This window comes from Aquimarina sp. (assembly GCF_977115655.1).
Genome location: NZ_CDSBKO010000005.1, coordinates 14,516 through 33,253, shown reverse-complemented (window position 1 = coordinate 33,253; position 18,738 = coordinate 14,516). Strand labels below are relative to the sequence as shown.

The 18,738-nt window shown below is 33.6% G+C and carries 18 protein-coding genes and 1 tRNA gene; 12 read left to right on the top strand and 7 right to left on the bottom strand.

The window, feature by feature from the left end:
- Positions 1–119 precede the first annotated feature (119 nt).
- From ACZIYX_RS03390 to ACZIYX_RS03370, 5 genes are all read right to left on the bottom strand, one after another.
- On the bottom strand, positions 120–1,274 hold the full coding sequence (locus tag ACZIYX_RS03390; protein ID WP_462680787.1) for a mycothiol transferase: 1,155 nt from the start codon (positions 1,272–1,274) through the stop codon (positions 120–122).
- A 56-nt stretch (positions 1,275–1,330) separates the two neighbouring features.
- On the bottom strand, positions 1,331–3,493 hold the full coding sequence (locus ACZIYX_RS03385) for a prolyl oligopeptidase family serine peptidase (RefSeq protein WP_462680786.1): 2,163 nt from the start codon (positions 3,491–3,493) through the stop codon (positions 1,331–1,333).
- A gap of 26 nt (positions 3,494–3,519) precedes the next feature.
- Complete coding sequence (locus ACZIYX_RS03380; protein WP_462680785.1) at positions 3,520–5,682, bottom strand: prolyl oligopeptidase family serine peptidase; 2,163 nt, start codon at positions 5,680–5,682, stop codon at positions 3,520–3,522.
- Positions 5,683–5,775: 93 nt separating this feature from the next.
- Positions 5,776–5,928, bottom strand: coding sequence for a class I lanthipeptide (locus ACZIYX_RS03375; protein ID WP_462680784.1), 153 nt, complete (start codon positions 5,926–5,928; stop codon positions 5,776–5,778).
- 127 nt (positions 5,929–6,055) lie between these two features.
- Entirely contained in the window at positions 6,056–7,504 is a 1,449-nt protein-coding gene (locus tag ACZIYX_RS03370) for a helix-turn-helix domain-containing protein (RefSeq protein ID WP_462680783.1), read from the bottom strand.
- 449 nt (positions 7,505–7,953) lie between these two features.
- Between ACZIYX_RS03370 and ACZIYX_RS03365 the strand changes: the two genes are divergently transcribed.
- The 12 genes from ACZIYX_RS03365 to ACZIYX_RS03310 all read left to right on the top strand — a co-directional run bounded on the left by ACZIYX_RS03365 (position 7,954) and on the right by ACZIYX_RS03310 (position 17,953).
- Positions 7,954–8,199 (top strand): hypothetical protein, encoded by a 246-nt coding sequence (locus ACZIYX_RS03365; RefSeq protein WP_462680782.1) that lies wholly within the window; start codon positions 7,954–7,956, stop codon positions 8,197–8,199.
- Between the two features lie 290 nt (positions 8,200–8,489).
- Positions 8,490–8,708, top strand: coding sequence for a hypothetical protein (locus tag ACZIYX_RS03360; RefSeq protein ID WP_462680781.1), 219 nt, complete (start codon positions 8,490–8,492; stop codon positions 8,706–8,708).
- Positions 8,709–9,293: 585 nt separating this feature from the next.
- Positions 9,294–9,791 carry a hypothetical protein gene (locus ACZIYX_RS03355; protein WP_462680780.1) on the top strand — a complete coding sequence of 166 codons (498 nt, stop codon included), beginning with the start codon at positions 9,294–9,296 and terminating at the stop codon, positions 9,789–9,791.
- 476 nt (positions 9,792–10,267) lie between these two features.
- Positions 10,268–10,537: a hypothetical protein gene (locus tag ACZIYX_RS03350; RefSeq protein ID WP_462680779.1), complete on the top strand. Its 270-nt coding sequence runs from the start codon at positions 10,268–10,270 to the stop codon at positions 10,535–10,537.
- Positions 10,538–11,334: 797 nt separating this feature from the next.
- Entirely contained in the window at positions 11,335–12,897 is a 1,563-nt protein-coding gene (locus ACZIYX_RS03345) for a T9SS type A sorting domain-containing protein (protein ID WP_462680778.1), read from the top strand.
- A gap of 24 nt (positions 12,898–12,921) precedes the next feature.
- A complete protein-coding gene (locus ACZIYX_RS03340) occupies positions 12,922–15,090 on the top strand; it encodes a hypothetical protein (RefSeq protein WP_462680777.1) in 2,169 nt (722 codons plus the stop codon).
- An 80-nt stretch (positions 15,091–15,170) separates the two neighbouring features.
- Positions 15,171–15,704, top strand: coding sequence for a hypothetical protein (locus ACZIYX_RS03335; RefSeq protein WP_462680776.1), 534 nt, complete (start codon positions 15,171–15,173; stop codon positions 15,702–15,704).
- A 327-nt stretch (positions 15,705–16,031) separates the two neighbouring features.
- Positions 16,032–16,157: a hypothetical protein gene (locus tag ACZIYX_RS03330; protein WP_462680775.1), complete on the top strand. Its 126-nt coding sequence runs from the start codon at positions 16,032–16,034 to the stop codon at positions 16,155–16,157.
- A gap of 19 nt (positions 16,158–16,176) precedes the next feature.
- A complete protein-coding gene (locus tag ACZIYX_RS03325; protein WP_462680774.1) occupies positions 16,177–16,305 on the top strand; it encodes a hypothetical protein in 129 nt (42 codons plus the stop codon).
- Positions 16,306–16,543: 238 nt separating this feature from the next.
- Entirely contained in the window at positions 16,544–17,113 is a 570-nt protein-coding gene (locus ACZIYX_RS03320; protein ID WP_462680773.1) for a 3'-5' exonuclease, read from the top strand.
- A 19-nt stretch (positions 17,114–17,132) separates the two neighbouring features.
- Positions 17,133–17,468, top strand: coding sequence for a DUF3024 domain-containing protein (locus ACZIYX_RS03315; RefSeq protein WP_462680772.1), 336 nt, complete (start codon positions 17,133–17,135; stop codon positions 17,466–17,468).
- Positions 17,469–17,479: 11 nt separating this feature from the next.
- Entirely contained in the window at positions 17,480–17,953 is a 474-nt protein-coding gene (locus tag ACZIYX_RS03310) for a DUF6155 family protein (protein WP_462680771.1), read from the top strand.
- A gap of 141 nt (positions 17,954–18,094) precedes the next feature.
- Here ACZIYX_RS03310 and ACZIYX_RS03305 read toward each other — a convergent pair.
- Positions 18,095–18,168, bottom strand: a tRNA-Ile gene (locus tag ACZIYX_RS03305).
- Between the two features lie 103 nt (positions 18,169–18,271).
- On the bottom strand, positions 18,272–18,691 hold the full coding sequence (gene mce / locus ACZIYX_RS03300; protein ID WP_462680884.1) for a methylmalonyl-CoA epimerase: 420 nt from the start codon (positions 18,689–18,691) through the stop codon (positions 18,272–18,274).
- Positions 18,692–18,738: the final 47 nt, after the last annotated feature.

Here is an 18,738-nt window from a genome sequence, read left to right as displayed (position 1 = left end):
TAAAGAGCAAAAAAAGGAATAGTTTTTTATTATACTTTGTTTGATAGAATACTAACTTGTTTAGAAATAGTTATTCTTTAGTGATAATCTGGATGACCAGTTTGCCAGAGGGTGAAAGACTACTGATCCACTTTTTCTTGAGGTACTACAATTTTATTTTCTTCTTTCGGAATCCTCTTTTTTAACATTAATATTTGTCCTAAATGACTGGATTGGTGCTCCATAACATGAAACCACGCAAAGTGATTGTTCATAGTAGAACCTGGCCATGATTTTTCTAGCCATAAGTCATTACGTTTTTTTAATTCTTGTATAGTTTTTTTTCGTACTTCTTTGTATATATCTAAGTAATATGAAATAGGTTTACCTTTAAATTCTTCTCTGGCTTTTTCTCCAAGATCAAGACCTATCCCCCATTTTTCCTTTTCTTGTTTGTTAAACCCGCGATGTTCAAAAGTATACGTTTGATAGTATACTTCTGCAGCAGCAAGATGCATAATAAGAGCTCCTATTCTATTGGCTTTTTCATCTAATAAATGATCTGTTTGTCTTACATCAAGATTTTTAACAACTCGTTCTACTCTATTACTTAAGTTATTAAGCATAGAGATTAATGTTCCTATTTGGGGGGAGAAACCGTTTTCAGCAGAAATATAGTTAGAAGAATCTCTTTCAACTTTTCGCCCTTTTATTAATAAAGCAGATGTATTGTCTAAGTTTTCATTACTCGAATTAAATGTATATCCTTTTACTTTAAGTATATTCTTTTCCTCATCAACATCTTGCAGCCAACCAGGGATATTATCATTGGTTACTTTTTCTTCAAACTTAGGATTAGCAATGGTAACAGGTTCATAATCTCCTCCTTCTTTTTTAAAAAAGAGTTCGAAATTATCAAAATAAAAATCCCCTTCGCTTACTACCCAAGCTCCAAAAGTTAATTTTTCTGCCGCTTGATCAAAATACCCTTCTATTTCATAGGTTGTCCATTGTGATTTGTTGATAACACTATCTTTTACACTTTCACTAAAACCTGATTCCTCTGTTTTATTTTTTACCCATGCATAGAGTGTTGCCGCACTATTACTTTTGCTTCCTTCAGTTTTTATATTTGCACGTAGTTTAAATTCAATTTTTTTATCTGTTTCTAACGTTACTTCCTGAAAAAAAGCTACCCATTCTCTAGATATTTCTTTTGTTGTTTGTGATATAGTTGTGTTACTAAGAGTAAAAAGCACAATTATAATAATACTTTTGATATGTTTTAAATTCATATTTTGATATAAGGATGATTATAGGTTTTAATTTTTATAAAAGATAGTTTTAAAATCTACTCTTTTGGCTGATAATCTGGATGACCAGTTTGCCAAAAGGCGAAAGCCATAATGTTGGCATATCTTTCAAATTCTTTACGTTTTGTATCGTCAGTTCCATGACCAGTATCAGAATCTACCAATAATAAATTTGGATTATCAGATGTGTTAGAAGCTTGCATTCTTGCAGCAAATTTTACAGAAAACCATGCAGGAACTCTAGGATCATTTAAACCTGCCGTTAATAATGTTGCAGGATATTTCTCCCCTTTTTTAATATGGTGATATGCGTCCATTTCTTTTAGTGCTTCAAATTCTATCGGGTCTTTTATGGTACCAAACTCTTTTACATTATTGGCTCCATTTGGTCTGCTTTCTGATCTTAAAGTATTTAAAGAGCCAAACTCTACTATTGCAGCTTTAAACAAATCGGGTCTATCGGTTATAGATCTCCCAATCATTATACCGCCTGCACTACCACTCCAGATTGCTAATTTATTTTTTGATGTAAATTTGTTCTCTATTAAATATTCTGCGCATGCGATAAAGTCTTTCCAGGTATTGGGTTTTGTGGTTTTAAACCCTCCTTTATGCCAGGCATCTCCTTTTTCACCACCACCTCTTATATGCGCAATTGCGTACACACCACCTTCCATAACCCATAATAATCGTCGTATAGAAAAAGTAGGCCTCATTGCAGCTCCATAAGCCCCATAACCATCCATCATAGCAACATTATTGCTGTTTTTGATCAGGGATTTTTTATATAGTAAAGATAAAGGGATTTTTTCTCCATCATGAGCAGTAACTTCTACTTCTTCGATAACAATATCTTCTAACTCACTATCCTCATAGGATAGGTTTATGTTTTTTTCGATTACAGTGCCTTTTTGATATTCGTATCTTTTTTGTTGTGTTAGCCAACCTCTTGTATTAATCCATAATTCTGGATTATTTATATCTTTTACTTCTAGACTGATACTACCAAAAACATAAGGAAGTTTAATCTCTTTTTGTATACCATTATTCAATTTAAACAAATCTGCTTTGACCCCGTTTTTACTGGTTACAAAAAATAATCCTTCGCTAGTGATATTAAAATCGGTGATTATAGTGTCTTTTTTGTGTTTTACTAAAATTTCTTCACTATCAAAATTAGGATTCTTAATAGACGTTTTTCTAATTTCAAAATTTGGAGCGTTTTTAGAGGTTTTATAATATATAGAATCTCCTTTAATAAGGTAGCTTTTTATCTGATCTGATTTTTTAAAAAGAGGTTTCCAGTTTTTAGAGGTAATTTGATCAATAGGTAAATAATAAGTATCCTTATATGCTGCCACTCCAGATTTTTCTCCTATGATATAGTTGTCATTTTGATTTCCTAGAGTAACAGTAGGAAAATCTTCTTCTTTAATATCCAGATCCCTATTGTATTCTCTTGAAAAGATTTCGGTAAGATCCTCTTTTTTGTTTCCTAACGTATACAGTACAGATTTAGTGTTTTTAAGAAACGCTTTATCTTTTGGATTTGTAATAGGATGATATACATAAATAAAACCAGAATTATTTGGTAACCATGTTATTCCTCCTATTTCGGATACCCATGAGTTTGTCAATATTTCTGAGGATACAGCTTTAGAAGGGACATCTATAACGATTAATTCTGAAATTTCTTTCCCTTTTTCGGTAAGGCTTATCACTATTTTAGATCCATCCCAATTGGGTTGTATATAGTTTATTAGATATTCTGTGCTTGATGCCTCCTTAAATTTTTTGGGATCATAAAGCAGAATTTCTTCTTCATCAAATGCAGTTCTATAATAAAGCTTAGATACGTTTTCTGATGCAGATCTTTTTAGATAAAAGTGTAAATCATTGGTAGTAACAATAAGGTGTGATACGGTAAAAGATTTTTTGGCATCAAACTCCTTTTGTTTTTCTATCAGATACTTAGTTTTATTAATATGATTGAGATGTTTTTTTGCTAGAGTATTTTGTTGCTTTATCCATTGTTGTACCTCAGTATCTTCTAAGTTTTCAAGATGTCTATATGGATCTTCAATGTTTTGACCATGATATTTGTCTACTACATTTACTGTTTCTATATCAGGGTATTTATAAACCTTGTTATTTTTTGTGGTACAGCCAACGATAACCAAAAGAAGCAATAATTTTTTCATTATATTTTATAAGATAGTTTTAAAATCTACTCTTTGGGTTGATAATCTGGGTGACCAGTTTGAGAAAGAGCAAAAGCTATTCTTCTTGCTATTTTTGTTAGTGTTTTTCTTTTAGAATTTTCTCTACCATGCCCAGATTCAAAATCTACTGCAAATAGTATAGGTTTATTCGAAATACTATATTCTTTTAGACGAGCAATAAACTTAGTAGATTGCCAAGATGCAACCCTTGCGTCATTAAAACCTGTAGTAACTAAAAATGCCGGATAAGAAGTGTTCTTTTTTAAATTATGATAACTATCCATTGCAAGAAGGGATTTAAACTCCTCAATATTTTTAACAGTTCCAAATTCTTTTACATTGTTTTTACCATTTGGAGCAAACTCTGATCTTAACGTATTTAGGGTTCCAGAAGTAATAATAACTGCAGAAAACAAGTTAGGTTCTTCCAAAACAGCTCTGCCAACAGTAATTCCTCCCGCACTTGCGCCCCATGCAACTGTTTTTTTTGGGTTTGTATAATCCTGTTTTTGAAGATATTTTACACAACTAATTAAGTCTTTCCAGCTATTAGATTTATTTAATTTTTGCCCATCCATATGCCATTCATAGCCTTTTTCTCCACCACCACGAACATGAGCTACTGCATATACTCCTCCTTCATCGATCCAATTAGATGTTAAAACCGTTGATCTTGGCTTTATGCTTTGCCCGTAAGCTCCATAAGCTGTAATGAATAGAGGACAGCTTCCATCTTTTTTAAATCCTTTTTTATATATCAGAGATAGGGGTATTTCTTTTCCGTCATGAGATTGTACTAAAACTTCCTCAACAATTACATCCTTTTGCTTTAATTCTGATGTTTCTTTCTCTAATGTAAAAGATTTTGATTCTATGTCATAAAAGTATTTTGTAGAGTTATTTGCCCATCCTTCTATTGTTATCCATAAATCACTTTTTGTTGGACTCTTAGTTTGTAGGCTAATACTGCCTGCTTTTACAGGAAGATCAATTTGTTTTAAAACCCCAGTATTATCAAGAAACATTAGCTTGGCTTCTACACCATTTTTAACTTTTACAAAGTATATACCATCTGTAGTAATTGCAAAACTTGTTATTATTTCTTCAGTATATTCAGGCACTAATATATCAGGATTTGTAAAATCTGGCTTATGGATTGAAGTTTTGCATATTTTAAAATTTGATGCATCTTTAGCCGTTAAATATATCAGTTCATCTTTTAAAAGAAAAAATCGCCTTACCTTATCAGAAATTTTAAATAAAGGCTTCCAATCTTTTTTATTTTTTGAGACCTCTTTCAGAGATGCTACATAAGCATCTCTATATTTTGCAACACCTGCAATTGTTCCTATAATATGTTGGTTTTCGTGATAATCAAAATATAGAAGAGGAAAATCTTCTTCTTTAAAAGATATATTAGGATTGTTTGATTTTGAAAAAAGAATTGTTTTTTCTTCATTGTTTTCAATATCAAAATAAGTAGCTTCGGTATTAAATAAATAACCTTTCTTGATTTTGTCTGTTACAGGCACATGAGTATAATATATACCATTACAGTTTGCATTCCATTTAACACCTCCTAGAGCACCTGGCCATGATTTTTTATCGGTTTCAAATATTATTACTCTAGATTTTACATCTATAACTATGACATTAGAAAATTCCTTATCATTTTCAGTAATTCCTAAAGCAATCTTTTCTCCTGCCCAACATGGGCTAATATGATTAATAGTATATTTAATACTATCATTAACTCTATATGATTTTGGATCAAAGACCAGAATTTCTTTTCCGTTTTTCCCTTCTTTGTAAAATAATTTTGAATAATTCTCTTTGGGATCCGTTTTAAGATAAAAATATAGATTATTAGCTGTAATTATAGTTGAAGATATGTCAGAATCTTTTTTTTCATAAGACTGTAAAATTCTGTTAATAAGCTTTTTTTCTCCTTCAATTTTTTTAAAGTAATTAGTTGTTTGAGTATTATTTTGGTTGATCCAGTTTATGACAGAGGTATCATTTAAGTTTTCTGAATATCTATATGGGTCATTTATCTGGACATTATGATGTTTTTCAACCAACTCATTTTTTTTTAATGGCTTAACAATATCTTGAGAGAAAAGTTGTAGATAGAGCAAAGAGAATATGATATAAGCGAAGTATTTCAAAATCAGATAATTTTAATAAAAGAATTAATAAATAATCATTTGAATAATATTAAATACTGAAAATTTGACTTTCAGTATTTAATATTATCATTATTATTGAATTTTTTCACTAATATCACCTACACCTGTGTCATCACCATCCGAGAGCGAGTAACTCCCTCCTTTTATTTGTTTTTTGTGAAAGTTATTGAGTCTTGAAATTTGAAATTTCTCAATGCTTAATCTGTTTTTTTTTTCTCTTTTCATATTTGTGATTTGTATGTTAAATGAATTTTATCAAATTTAATATAAGAATTGAGAGCTTACAATTTTTTATTGTTTTATCACCTTTGATTTATAAATAAACATATGCAAGCAATTGATTTATATTTGGTTATGTGTTTTTTTTGTTTTTTAGATTATCTATAAAAAGAGAGGGATATATGCCTGTTTTTTTATAAAACGCTTTAGAAAATCCTTCTTGGGATTTAAAACCAACCTCATTTGCAATGGCTTTAATAGAGTATAATCTAAATTTTTTGTCCTGGGTTAATTTTTTAATACTATACTGTATTCTTAAATCACTTATATATTTTGAAAAATTTTTATTTTTAGATGAGTTTATGACAAAAGAAAGATAAGAAGTATTAGTCCCTAAAAGATTTGCTGTTTGTTTTAAAGATACATTTTTATCTAAGAATTTGAACTCTGCTTCAAATATATCCAATCCTTGTAAAATACTTATTTCTATTTCTTTAGGAATTGAATTTTTGTCCGAATTAGCCGATTTATCTTTCACGTATGATTTATCTTTAATCAATTGATCAAAACGTGCTTGAAAATCTTTTTTCTTTTTGTAGAATAGATAAATTAAAATTATAAAAAAGAGTAGTGCTATTATAAATACGAGATTAAGATATGATTGATTTTTTTTTCTTTTATCTAACGTATTAATGATATTTTCTTTTTCAAGAATTAAATTTTTATTTTCATATTCTCTAGCAATATCTTTATTTATATTCTGAAATTTTTTATCTAGAAGACTATCAACCTCAATTAGTTTGTTCATAAAAGATAATTGCTTCTCAAGATTTTTGTTTCCTCTATAGAAGTTAACTAAAGCTTCATATGATATTTTAGTTTCTTTAATAATTTCAGGATGGTTCGTATATATGGAGTCAATTTTAAGAAGGTAGTTTTCGTATTCATTATAATTACCTTTTTCACGATATATTTTAGAAATAATTAAATATATAGATGCTAGTCTGGCTTTTCTATTATTTATTAATCGAGCACTTTTTTTAAGACTATCTAATGCTTTTTCTTTTCTGCCAGATAGTTGCATTGTGGAGCCATAACAAGCTAGAAACATTGGATAAATATATTTGTTTTCAGATTTTAGAGATTCCTTTATACCTATCTTATTAATAATCTCAGCAGAATCTAATTTTCTTAGTACATTATAAATATTGGCTAATCTGAATAATGATTTCAAATATTGTCTTTCCTGTTCGTAACCTTCTTTTTTTTCTTTTGTATTAAAATATTTGATATTGTCTCTGAATATCTCGAGAGCTTCTTTTCTTTGATTAGTGACATTTTTTAGATTACCTATGTTATGTCGTACAACAATTTGCTGAAATTCGTTTTTTTCTTTAACAGCAATTTTTTGTGCCTCTAAAAACATGGATAATGCTTCATTATAGTTTGCCAAGTAATAATAATTGATACCTTTTTGAATATTACCCTTGATTAATAATTCTTTATTATTGCTTTTGTTGCCATATAATAATATACTGTCTGCTAATTCTAATGCTCTTTTTTCAGTAGAAATTTGTGACAAAAGATAATAACCATTGGCTATTTCAATATTATTTGTAGTTTTTTTAGCTCTTTTTATATATGCATTTGCATATATACCAGCAAGAGTAAAATTATTACCACTTTTATAATAGCCTTTTTTAAGATATTTATAGGCCTTTTCTTTTAAAGAATCATTTTCTGTAATTTGAAAATTTGATTTTATTATAGAGGGAAAATTTGCTCTGATTATAGTAAAAAACAACAATCCAAAAAATAAAAAAGATGAGTTAAGTAATTGTTTTTTTTTCACTTTACTTTTGTCTATAAAATTAAAATTATTTTTTTAAAGTCTTTGTTTTTAAGTTTTTATAATAAAAGTATAAAGCGTTATTTATAAATTGACATTTGCTTATTTATAAATCTCATCATACTTCCCTTGCAACAACGTAAATCTCTCCGTTATATTTGACTCCACAAAATTAACCAACGATGGAGTATTTAGAATATAACCACAAACATAAGTTTATGTCGTATGTATTAAAAATGTTACACCTTAAAACCGATATTTTTATGTACAACCTGGCACATCAATATCCTTATGAGATGCTTTTGTATTTCTGGATGAACAAATTATACGATAAAGGCACCCCCCAAGAAGCAGCCGTACAGCTTATCTATAAAGCACGAAATATACTATTACTTAACCCCAAAAACGAGATGTGTAATGCTCGATAAATGTGATGACTGAGGCTTTCGAGAGGTTTGTCCTGAGGTTCTCGAAGGACTGAGGACATCGCCCTTAACAAGTACGCTGAGGCACTCGAAGGACTGAGGACATCGCCCTTAACAAGTACGCTGAGGCTCTCGAAGGACTGAGGACATCGCCCTTAACAAGTACGCTGAGGCTCTCGAAGCGTACATAAATAGAAGCAGCACCTAGTGCCCTTCGAGAACCTCAGGGCACATCTATAAAAAGTAGTACACTGAGGCACTCGAAGTGTACGTCCAAAAAAAACAAAAACACCATGTTTATACTCTATATACATCTGGATACCGATCAAAAAAAAGTAGTGCATGCCAGGGTTGCCACAAGGACCAAAGCAACTGTAGAAGTTGTGGTAATGGCATTGGGATTGGTAAACCCTCGAGTAAAAATCGTAGATGCCGAAGTAATTATCGTATACGAAACGCTTAAAAGGATTGAAGAAGAAGTAAAAAAATTAGTTAGGGAGCTGGAAGTTTGAAGTCGGAGATCTGGATGTCTGAAGTCGGGAGTCGGATGTCCGAGGTTGGAGGTTTAAAAAAGTCAGTTAGCCTGTGAGTTTTGGAATGCCCTAAAAGCTCTCTTCCCTTTGAGAAGGGTTGGGGATGGGAGAAATGCTGAGGTTGGAAGTCTGAAGTCGGGAGTCGGGAGTCCGAAGTTGGATGTCGGGAGTCGGATGTCCGAGGTCAGATGTCCGAGGTTGGAGGTTTAAAAAAGTCAGTTAGCCTGTGAGTTTTGGAATATCCTAAAAGCTCTCTTCCCTTTGAGAAGGGTTGGGGATGGGAGAAATGCTGAGGTTGGAAGTTGGAAGTCCGAGGTCTGAAGTCGGGTGTCGGATGTCAGAAGTATAAAATAAGTTAGTTGAGTTTGTGTGGGAGTCGATAATCAAAGTAGCCTTTGTGCTTTAGGCTCCCTTTTTTGAATTAGCCCGAAGTCGGGAGTCCGAAGTCAGAAGTCGGGTGTCGGAAGTCCGAGGTTGGAAGTATTCTTTGCGTCTCTGCATCTTTGAACCTTTGCGTCTTTTAAAAAGAAATAAAAACAAAAAAACAATTAAATACATATAATAATGAGCGAATACAACAGAATCAGTAAAGTATTAACAACCGAAGAGGTAAGTACGATCCAAACCAGTCTTGCCACCTTAAAACAAGAATTGGATTTTTTACAAAACCTAACGCCAAAAGAGCGTAAAAACCTGCCAAAGATCAATAGCTCTAACAAGATTTTTGCCGAAGACAGCATCCATATTTTAGAAGGCAAACCAAAATGGATACCAGATGCATTAACTGCCGAAGAAGCCCGTAAAGACCTTACCCTTTTTGAGCAATTAGACCCCATTATATTAGAACTCGATATCCTGCTACGGCAATTAAAAGATACGCAGACCATAGCGGGTAGCGAGGTGTACCGGGTGGCCTTATCGGTATACAGTCTTGCAGATGCAGCTCGAAAAATGCCAATGGAAGGAGCACAAAGTGCCTACGAACTATTAAGAACCCGATTTACACAAAGTATCAATGCCACTCCTGTAGAAGAGAAGGAAGAATCTAATACACCAGAGTAACAGGCAAAATTTGCTATGTAAGGAGCAAAAAACACAGGCGCACTATCCTTTTTTGCAGGCTGTATCACAAAAAAGAGGAGATAGATATCAAAAATTACAAGCGGTACCTCAAAATTTGCCCTATCGATAGCAAAGTTACCCCAATGACCCGGTAATGAAGTGGGTACACTCGCAATCCCAAGTGGGTGAACTGACAAAGTTACATAGAACCCCCGGTTCTGAAGTACCCCACCCCCGGTAATGAAGTGGGTAAACTGACAAAGTTACCGCAAGCTTTAACAGTTGTAGTACCCCGGGGTACTTCGTAAGTGGGTGGGGGTACTTATATAAGTGGGTAGGGGTACTTGCTAAGTGGGGTATACCATAAAACAGTAAAGCCAAAAGTAGGGAAAGAAATAAAGAATATGCAGATAACAAACGTAAACCCATCGCTGTATTAGAAGTAACAATAGATAAAGAAACAAAACACACACCGTATGGATATTATGCTAAGACAAATACAGACTATAGAGCGTATCGATCAATTTATTAGAATGCGTGCCACGGGTGGTCCCGATGAATTTGCATCCCGATTGGGGATTTCTAAAACCAAATTGTACAGAACTATACAGCTCATGAAAAAACTAAATGCGCCTGTAGAGTATGATATATCCCAGCAAAGTTATGTATATGCAGAAGCAGTAGAATTTACTTTTGGGTTTTGTGCAAAAAATGAACGTATACGAGAGCTTGGGGTGAGTTTGTGAGTGGGAGAGTAGGAAGTGTGAAGTCGGGTGTCAGAAGTCGGGAGTATGAAGTCGGGTGTCGGAGGTCGGAAGTCGGGAGTCGGGAGTCGGGAGTCGGGTGTCCGAAGCCAAGTTCCCCTGTCTCATCGAGTGGTTTTTGTAGTGGTAACGGAAAAAATTGTATCGAGATGTTTGGGAGTGAAGTCGGGTGCTAGAAGTCCGAGGTCCGAGGTCGGGAGTCAGAAGTCGGGTGTCAGAAGCTGGAAGTCGGATGCCGGAAGTCCGAGGTCAGGTGTCAGAAGTCGGAGGTCCGAAGCTGGATGTCAGGTGTCCGAAGCTGGAAGTCGGATGTTCGAGGTCAGGTGTCAGAAGTCCAAGTGGTTCTTTGCATCTGTGCGTCTCTGCTTCTTTGCTTCTTTGGGAAGGGCCGGGGATGGGAAAAATGTAAAACAGAGAATAAGTATAGTGCTAAACAAGAAAAAATTAACATAAACCTAACAATAATTAACAGTCAAAAAAAACAAAGTTCCGAAAAACGATACTATGATGTTTTAATATTGTAGTAGAATATCAAACCTTAATAACCTAAACCAAACCACCTATGAAAACTCTTTAATATCCATTTTTAATTACTGTACAAATCTATAGCATATGTATACAAATATGCTGTGATTTTAAATACTATGCGCCTGCTTTTAGAACCCCACAAAAAGCCTAAAGGGAATTCTTTGCCCTATTTAAAAGACTTTACAGCTATACGAAAGTCTTATAAAAATCACCAAATCAATTATTTAATAACTCTTAAAATCATCATTATTATGAAAAAATTATTTTTATGGGGCATCCCATTTCTTGCCTTATGTTTTATACGTACAGGTTATGCGCAAGAACTCAAACCATTAACTTGTGATCAGAAAGCAAAGATTTTATTAGAACAGGCTTCAGATTTTAAAAACTACCCTGCGGCACTGATCGATGAAATGATTGCCTATATCACCCCATGCGCCGAAGAGGCGTATGGCAAAACCAACCCATCCTCTGCCTACGCAAAAGGGTTGCTGCACCTACAAAAAGGGGATTACACCACTTTGTTTGGGGTACGAAGGGAATTGTCCTATTTGCACCTCTTTAGGGCATCCCACTATAAATATCCCCCTGCAATGCTAGACCATACTATTAATTTGTTGAGCAACGCCTATAAAGAAAATTACCAGATCAATTACCTTAATATATCCAAGGACCTTGAAAATCTGGTAACCCTGGATCACAAAAAAGATATAGCAAATTATATATTGGGGTACATCCACCTTAAAAACTTGGTAACCAATCAGGATTTTACCAATACCACTTTGGTGAACAAAGCCAAGGGGTATTTCGACAACAGCAACCACCCCATGGCAAAACATTGGCTGGGGATCATGAACTATTTTGGGTATGGTATGCCAAAAGATACCGCCAAGGCTTTACAAATGTTGTCTGAAAACAATATCCTAAACAGCCAAACCCTAAAACAACAGTTGCAAAACCAAAATAACGATTGGGTACCGATCTCGGCAGGGGAACGGTTGGCAAGTATAGAAAACTATAGTGCCAATAACAAGCCCATAACGGTTATCGGGAGCGGAAAAACTACTTTTCAGGGGCATTTTATAGAGTTTGACTGGACTGCGGCAGGGGTAAAACGGTATATCCCTGTTACTTTGTCCATAACCATACGGGAAGATCATGGGACGTACAAAAAAGTAAGGACAGAGCTTACCATGGATGGTAAAACGATGATTAATGATCCCAGGCTCCAAAACCTTGCCCAGCATACCCAGGAGCTTCACCTGTTTTTTGGGCAATTCGTACCGCTTAAACTCCCGCCATTGCCAAATATGTTGCAAGACCATCCCGATAAAAACACGACCAGTTACAGTATCCAAAGCTTGTACCTTAAAGAAGCCAGTATAGATGGCAAGCCTGCATTAATAGCAAAAGCAGCTTTAAACACAAAAATCACAGAATTAAATGAAGTGGTACATACCCCTATCCGTATGGTTTTATACCCACAATCTCCTGCAGTACAAACATTGGCAGAAACCACCCCTTTAGAGAGCAGTAAACAACAAGGGCTACCGGATAAAGATTTTGCAGTAATATCCCCCAATCCCATAGGCGATCAATTTACTATTACGTATGATATTGGGCAACCTGCCGAGGTACAGGTATCTGTATATGATATGTATGGGCAACAAAAAATACAGCTTCCCAGTCAAAAAACCGATACAAGTGGCAAACAGACCATTACGGTAGATAGCGCAGCGCTGTTAAGTGGCACGTATATAATACAGATTACCGTAAATGGCAAAGCATATTCTAAAACCGTTGTAAAACTATAAACCAACTTATTAATATACATATACATGAAAGCTATATATAAAACACTGTTAATGGGTATGGTATACCTGTTGTCCAACACTGCCTATGCACAAATCCTGCAATACTCAGACGATGGTACTAAAGGATGTATTGATTGTGAAGAGAAATCAGGGAGGAATTACTATTGCTATTGTAATTTTCTTGAAGACTTACCTAGGTTTCACGATGCGTTATCGTTACTGGAAGCAAGTAAAAAACAAGAATGGTTGATAAAACAGGAAAATGGACTAAAGGACGTAATTGAATTTCGCTTTGGAGAAAAATTTAATGATTTCGAACAGGCACAAAGAGCTTTTTTTAAAGCTTATGCAAGTGTTCCAGCGTCAAAAGATATACTAAATAGTTTAGAACTAGAGGTTACATCTAAACGGGTTCCCAAAGAAATTGAAAAAGATATAAACTATTACCAAAACAGTACCGTAAAAAAATTAATAGAGTACAATAATGCAGGCACATCCAATAAGCTTGGAGACCTTAAAATGAATGGCAAATACCTGAGAGACATACCAAATCATGAAGCTGTTGGTTTATTAACCGGTTTGGATAACACCAAAAAAGATATAGCAAGTGAGCTAACAGATATATATCGTGTTATAAACGGAATACCAAAAATAAGGCACAATGGGGTTTTTGAAGAAAGTATTGTAAACAGTATGATAGATCATTACCGAAGTTTTGATGTTTTGAATAGGGTAATACTTATGAACAAGTATTTGATTGATCAAAATGTTCATCCCCCATTACAGTCTATAGATGCATATCCACCAAAAATGTATAATGTACATAGTTATAATCATAGGGATATTGCTTATAACATGGCTCGCTCTGCTGGGAGTTCTGTCCAGATTGCTTATCCACAAGTCACCGATGAAGAATCTGTTGCTTACTATGCGGTTAGCACATTTGGAAATAAAGAGTTTGAGTTTGTAAATAGGCAACAAGCAGTAAAAAAGGAAGTAAAGGATTATTTAGGATATCATCGATATAGTGCTGAAACTTTACAATTTTCAGAAGATATCTTTAAATCCTATGTTAATAATACTACTTTTCCTCATGACCAATATAATTATGGTTTAGATTCAGGATCATTATTTTCTATTTCTTTTCAAGATGAACAAAATAAAAACCGTTTGTTTTTGATGAGCAATCACAATGCCAATCAATTTAAAAAGTTTAATGGATTAGGTAATATGTTAAGCTCTCTATCTATGTTACCTGCTGGTACTGAACGTAACGAAGCCTTTATTGGTAATTTTGTTATAGAAATCATGAAGGACAATAATATCGATATGTCTAATGCGTTTACAGGGCAACAAGCATTTGCTCTTTTTCATTTTAGAACCTTCGGCTATCAAAATTTAGGCAGATATGATTTAGGAGTAGATTTTAATGGGTCTATTGGGTCTACTTTATGGGATAACGGACTAAAATCCCCAGATTGGTGGGATTATCCCTATGCTATAGAAGGGGCTTTAGCCCTTGCCAGAGGGGAAACTTTTGATTTTGCCTTTAGAAAAAAAGTATATGATTTAAGGATTGCTTTGCAACTTAATGATACACAAGAACAATGGTTGATTGGGAATAGAGGTAAAACTGAAAATATTTATAATTACTACTCTGACCTTAATGAAGCAGGTGCTTGGTCAAACCAAGAAGTACTATTTGTCACAAATGCTATTAATGTTTTAATGGTTGACTCTAGTGCAAATCCACTATTAGGGGCAGATTGTAGAAGTTTTGAATATGCTCTACCACCAGGAGCTTTACAAAGAGGTTGTGCCGTAAAAAATTTCGACCATAGATTTTATACTGCGGGAATTAGACCTAATGGTAGCCCATATTTTGGCACAATAGAAGTTCCTGTTGATACTATTTATTTTACAATGCCAAACTGGATGAGCAATGGTCAAGCAGCTAATAATACAGCAGTAGCAGTCACAGCTGCAATAAAGATAGCAGATGTATACTTTTTTAATAACCCTGATGCTTCAGAGTTTACTGTAGCAGATGTTTTTAGAGATGCGCTTAAAGCTGAATTAACTATAGTTGGAGGTAGTTTTAGTTTAACAGTAGAGCCTTTCCCTATACCTAGCCCTGCTCCTTATATCACAAGTGTTTTGGGGATAAGTAACCCTTTTGATTGTGACCGATGAAAAAAAATCATTAATTTCGAGTAATGAAAGGTTTTATAAGCATACTATTTATACTGACTCTCAATCTAAACACTTATTTTGTGAATACTATTAAATTTGAAGAATTATTAGGAAAACATCTTTCCTATGTTGAAAAAACTGTTGGTAGCAATTTTAGGAAAAACGATTTTGAAAAAGTCAAAATTAGCTTATACAGTAGTCAAAATTTTAATATGGATTTTCATGGCATATTTTCACACTTTATCTCTGTAGAAACTGATAAAAATGATATTGTTAAAGCTATTACTATTCATTTTGGTGAAGTCATCAACCGTCAATTTTATGATTCATTTATTGAAAAGTATGGAGAACCAAATCATATATATGTAATGTCAAATATTAAAGTGATAAGTGAAACTTCTCCTCACGAAATTGATGATCCTTTTCATCAAAATTTAACAAAACGAGAAGGGGATTTAATAGAAGGCACTTTTGAAGATAAGCCATTGTTTATGATATGGGAAAAAGATGGCTTCTATATTCAAGCATTTTTAAGACATAAACAGAATATTAGTGAAATAATGTTTAGTGTAGAAAGCCCACCCTTTAATGTGAAATCAAATAAAAAAAATTAAGATGCCAATACCCCCAAAAGAACTGAAAAGCTTTATGGGGGTATTTTTTATTACTTCATTAACCCGAAAAGTCAAGTAGATTTTATCTTTCTCGCTCTTAGACTGAAAATTCCCGCTCCGCAAAGTCTCCTGACTTCGCGGAATAATTAAAAACGATAATTAAAAGATAACAAAATAGGTAGTAGTAAATACCGAAAACTAAACATAAAATAAAACACTCAAAGCCGGGAGACTTTGCGCAGCTGGGAGTCGAGAGGATTCTCCAGTAAGATATTTTCCCTATTTTTACACCATTACATAAAAAAATAAATTATGAAGAATATAATAATGAACAAATTGGCAGCCAAAATCAATGCGGCTAAGGATACTGATATAGTTTTATTTGTATTAGCAGTAGCCATGGGATTATTTTACATAGGTTGGGAGTTAGGTAGAGCCTACGCCAGAATGTAAAAATTTAATACTACTAATTATGAAAATATTTAATTTGAAAAACAAAAAAACAATCTGGCTTATAGTTGCTATTTTTATAGGAGTTATGGTAACAGCAATTCTGTTTTTTGAAAAAGGAGAGGTCCTTGGAAGGGCAATTGCCTTTTGATATATCAAATCTTATCAAGATATTATAAAAAGAGAATACATGATGCGTATGTATTCTCTTTTTTGGTTTTATATATGCACCCCGCTCTCTCTGTTATCTCCCAAACCCTTTTGGGTGAGGTTAAGGCAACTATCATTCCTGATAGACTTGAGGCTCTTTAGCTTTTGCTACAAATTATGTTTATAATATTTGTATTTTTACAAATAACCATTATATTTTAAACTGTAATTCTTAAAAAATGTACCTATTCTTTGACACAGAAACCACAGGGCTACCTAAGAATTGGAAAGCACCAGTTACCAACCTAAACAATTGGCCTAGAATGATTCAAATAGCTTGGATTTTCTGTGATGAAAAAGGTAGTCGATTAGCATCCGATGATTTTATTATCAAGCCAGAAAATTTTATAATCCCCAAAGCAGCTTCCAATATTCATGGAATCTCTACAGAAAAGGCCATAGCAGAAGGAGAGTTGTTAGAAAATGTATTGCAACAATTTAATGATTTAGTAGCACAATCAGATTATATTATAGCGCATAATATTAGTTTTGATGAAAAAATTCTAGGAGCAGAATTATTACGAAAAAAAGTAAACAGTAATTTTAAGTCAAAAAGAAAGTTGTGCACCATGAAAGCCTCTACCAATTACTGCAAGATACCGGGTCATTATGGTTATAAATGGCCGACACTATCAGAATTACATATCAAACTATTTGGAGAAGATTTTGAAGGAGCTCACGATGCATCCGCAGATATCATGGCAACAGAGAAATGCTTTTGGGAAATGAAACGATTGGGGTGGATTTAGAACATATATAAAAAGAAAAATGATGGTTATTGATTTTATAGAACAGCAGATAAAAACATTTGTAGAAAGTAAACGACCAACAGAAGAAATTAGAGAGCAACTAGATATAGGATATAACTATGATGGCAGATCTGTAGAAATATTAGAAATCCGACCACAATGGGATGATCCCTCTATTATCCATAAATACCCTATTGCCAAAGCAACCTATATCAAGTCCCAAAAACTATGGAAAATATATTGGAAACGTGCCAGTGGAAAATGGCAATCTTATGAGCCACAATCTGAGGTTACCACTATTCAGGATTTTCTATCCATAATTGAGGAGGATACTCACGGATGCTTTTGGGGGTAAATAGATTATTTATGGGACTTAAAGAACTTAAAGAACAGCTAATACAACAAGATCAAAAACAGTTGATAAAATTGCTTTCAGAACTATACAAAAATGTACCTGCTGCCAAAGATTATTTGGATATTTATGCTACAGGAGATGTACAATTGTTGATCGAAAAACAGAAAACAGAAATTGAAAAATACGTATATCCCAGAGGGCGAAATATGGTAACTAACGAAAAAGAAGCCCGAAAGTTAATCCGAACCTTACAAAAAATGAAAATTCCAGAACTTACCATAGAACTAAATCTTCGTTATACGGATTGCTGCATTACTATGATGGAGGACTTTGGATACAGTGATGAATCCTATGAAATTTCTCTCGAAAATCATTTTTACCAAGCTGTAGAACTAATGGAAAGAGAAAATATGTCCTCTCGTTATGAGGATTTAGTCGGTAATCTTACACAAAGAGGACGAGAATTTGGGTTGCTCGAGCAGTAGTAGTGGTACTGTTTTTCCTGTTATTTATAAGTTTTAAGATCCTAAATTAGCTTGCAATATTGAGAACGAATGTATGCAAATCGTATGCACATTAAAAAAGGCTTCACGAGATAAAACTCTGCGAAGCCTTTTATTTAAAGGTGGTCCCACTTGGGCTCGAACCAAGGACCCCCTGATTATGAGTCAGGTGCTCTAACCAGCTGAGCTATGGGACCTAAAACGGAGCGCAAATTTAAACATTTGATATAAACGCACCAAACATTTTTATATAATTTTAAACACCTTTTTTATAATAGCAATTAAAAAGAGGTGTAAATTTTAGTTTTCTCCTTGATTTACAGGTTTTTCCTGACATAATTCTATCAAAACCCCATTGGTACTTTTTGGATGTAAAAAAGCAACTAATTTGTTATCGGCACCAGATTTAGGGGTTTTGTTGATTAATTGAAAGCCTTCTTTCTCTAATCGATCTAATTCTAGTTCGATATTTTCTACATCAAAAGCAATATGGTGTATACCCTCTCCCTTTTTTGCTATAAATTTTCCAATAGGACCATCCTCATTGGTACTTGCCAATAATTCTATCTTACTATCCCCTACCTTAAAAAAAGAAGTAAGTACAGCTTCACTTTCCACAGCCTCTTGTTTATATGGAGGGACTCCCAAAAGTTTTTCATATAATCTATTTGCTTGCTCTATATCTTTTACAGCAATGCCCAAGTGTTCTATTTTCTTGATAGGATTCATTTTTACTGTTTATAACGTACCCGGTAAAAATACAATTA

Excerpts from the sequence above, each read along its gene's own strand:
- ACZIYX_RS03390 (WP_462680787.1), bottom strand. The coding sequence starts at position 1,274 with ATGAATTTAAAACATATCAAAAGTATTATTATAATTGTGCTTTTTACT.
- ACZIYX_RS03385 (WP_462680786.1), bottom strand. The coding sequence starts at position 3,493 with ATGAAAAAATTATTGCTTCTTTTGGTTATCGTTGGCTGTACCACAAAA.
- ACZIYX_RS03375 (WP_462680784.1), bottom strand. The coding sequence starts at position 5,928 with ATGAAAAGAGAAAAAAAAAACAGATTAAGCATTGAGAAATTTCAAATT.
- ACZIYX_RS03365 (WP_462680782.1), top strand. The coding sequence starts at position 7,954 with ATGGAGTATTTAGAATATAACCACAAACATAAGTTTATGTCGTATGTA.
- ACZIYX_RS03360 (WP_462680781.1), top strand. The coding sequence starts at position 8,490 with ATGTTTATACTCTATATACATCTGGATACCGATCAAAAAAAAGTAGTG.
- ACZIYX_RS03355 (WP_462680780.1), top strand. The coding sequence starts at position 9,294 with ATGAGCGAATACAACAGAATCAGTAAAGTATTAACAACCGAAGAGGTA.
- ACZIYX_RS03350 (WP_462680779.1), top strand. The coding sequence starts at position 10,268 with ATGGATATTATGCTAAGACAAATACAGACTATAGAGCGTATCGATCAA.
- ACZIYX_RS03345 (WP_462680778.1), top strand. The coding sequence starts at position 11,335 with ATGAAAAAATTATTTTTATGGGGCATCCCATTTCTTGCCTTATGTTTT.
- ACZIYX_RS03340 (WP_462680777.1), top strand. The coding sequence starts at position 12,922 with ATGAAAGCTATATATAAAACACTGTTAATGGGTATGGTATACCTGTTG.
- ACZIYX_RS03330 (WP_462680775.1), top strand. The coding sequence starts at position 16,032 with ATGAACAAATTGGCAGCCAAAATCAATGCGGCTAAGGATACTGATATA.
- ACZIYX_RS03325 (WP_462680774.1), top strand. The coding sequence starts at position 16,177 with ATGAAAATATTTAATTTGAAAAACAAAAAAACAATCTGGCTTATAGTT.
- ACZIYX_RS03320 (WP_462680773.1), top strand. The coding sequence starts at position 16,544 with ATGTACCTATTCTTTGACACAGAAACCACAGGGCTACCTAAGAATTGG.
- ACZIYX_RS03315 (WP_462680772.1), top strand. The coding sequence starts at position 17,133 with ATGATGGTTATTGATTTTATAGAACAGCAGATAAAAACATTTGTAGAA.
- ACZIYX_RS03310 (WP_462680771.1), top strand. The coding sequence starts at position 17,480 with ATGGGACTTAAAGAACTTAAAGAACAGCTAATACAACAAGATCAAAAA.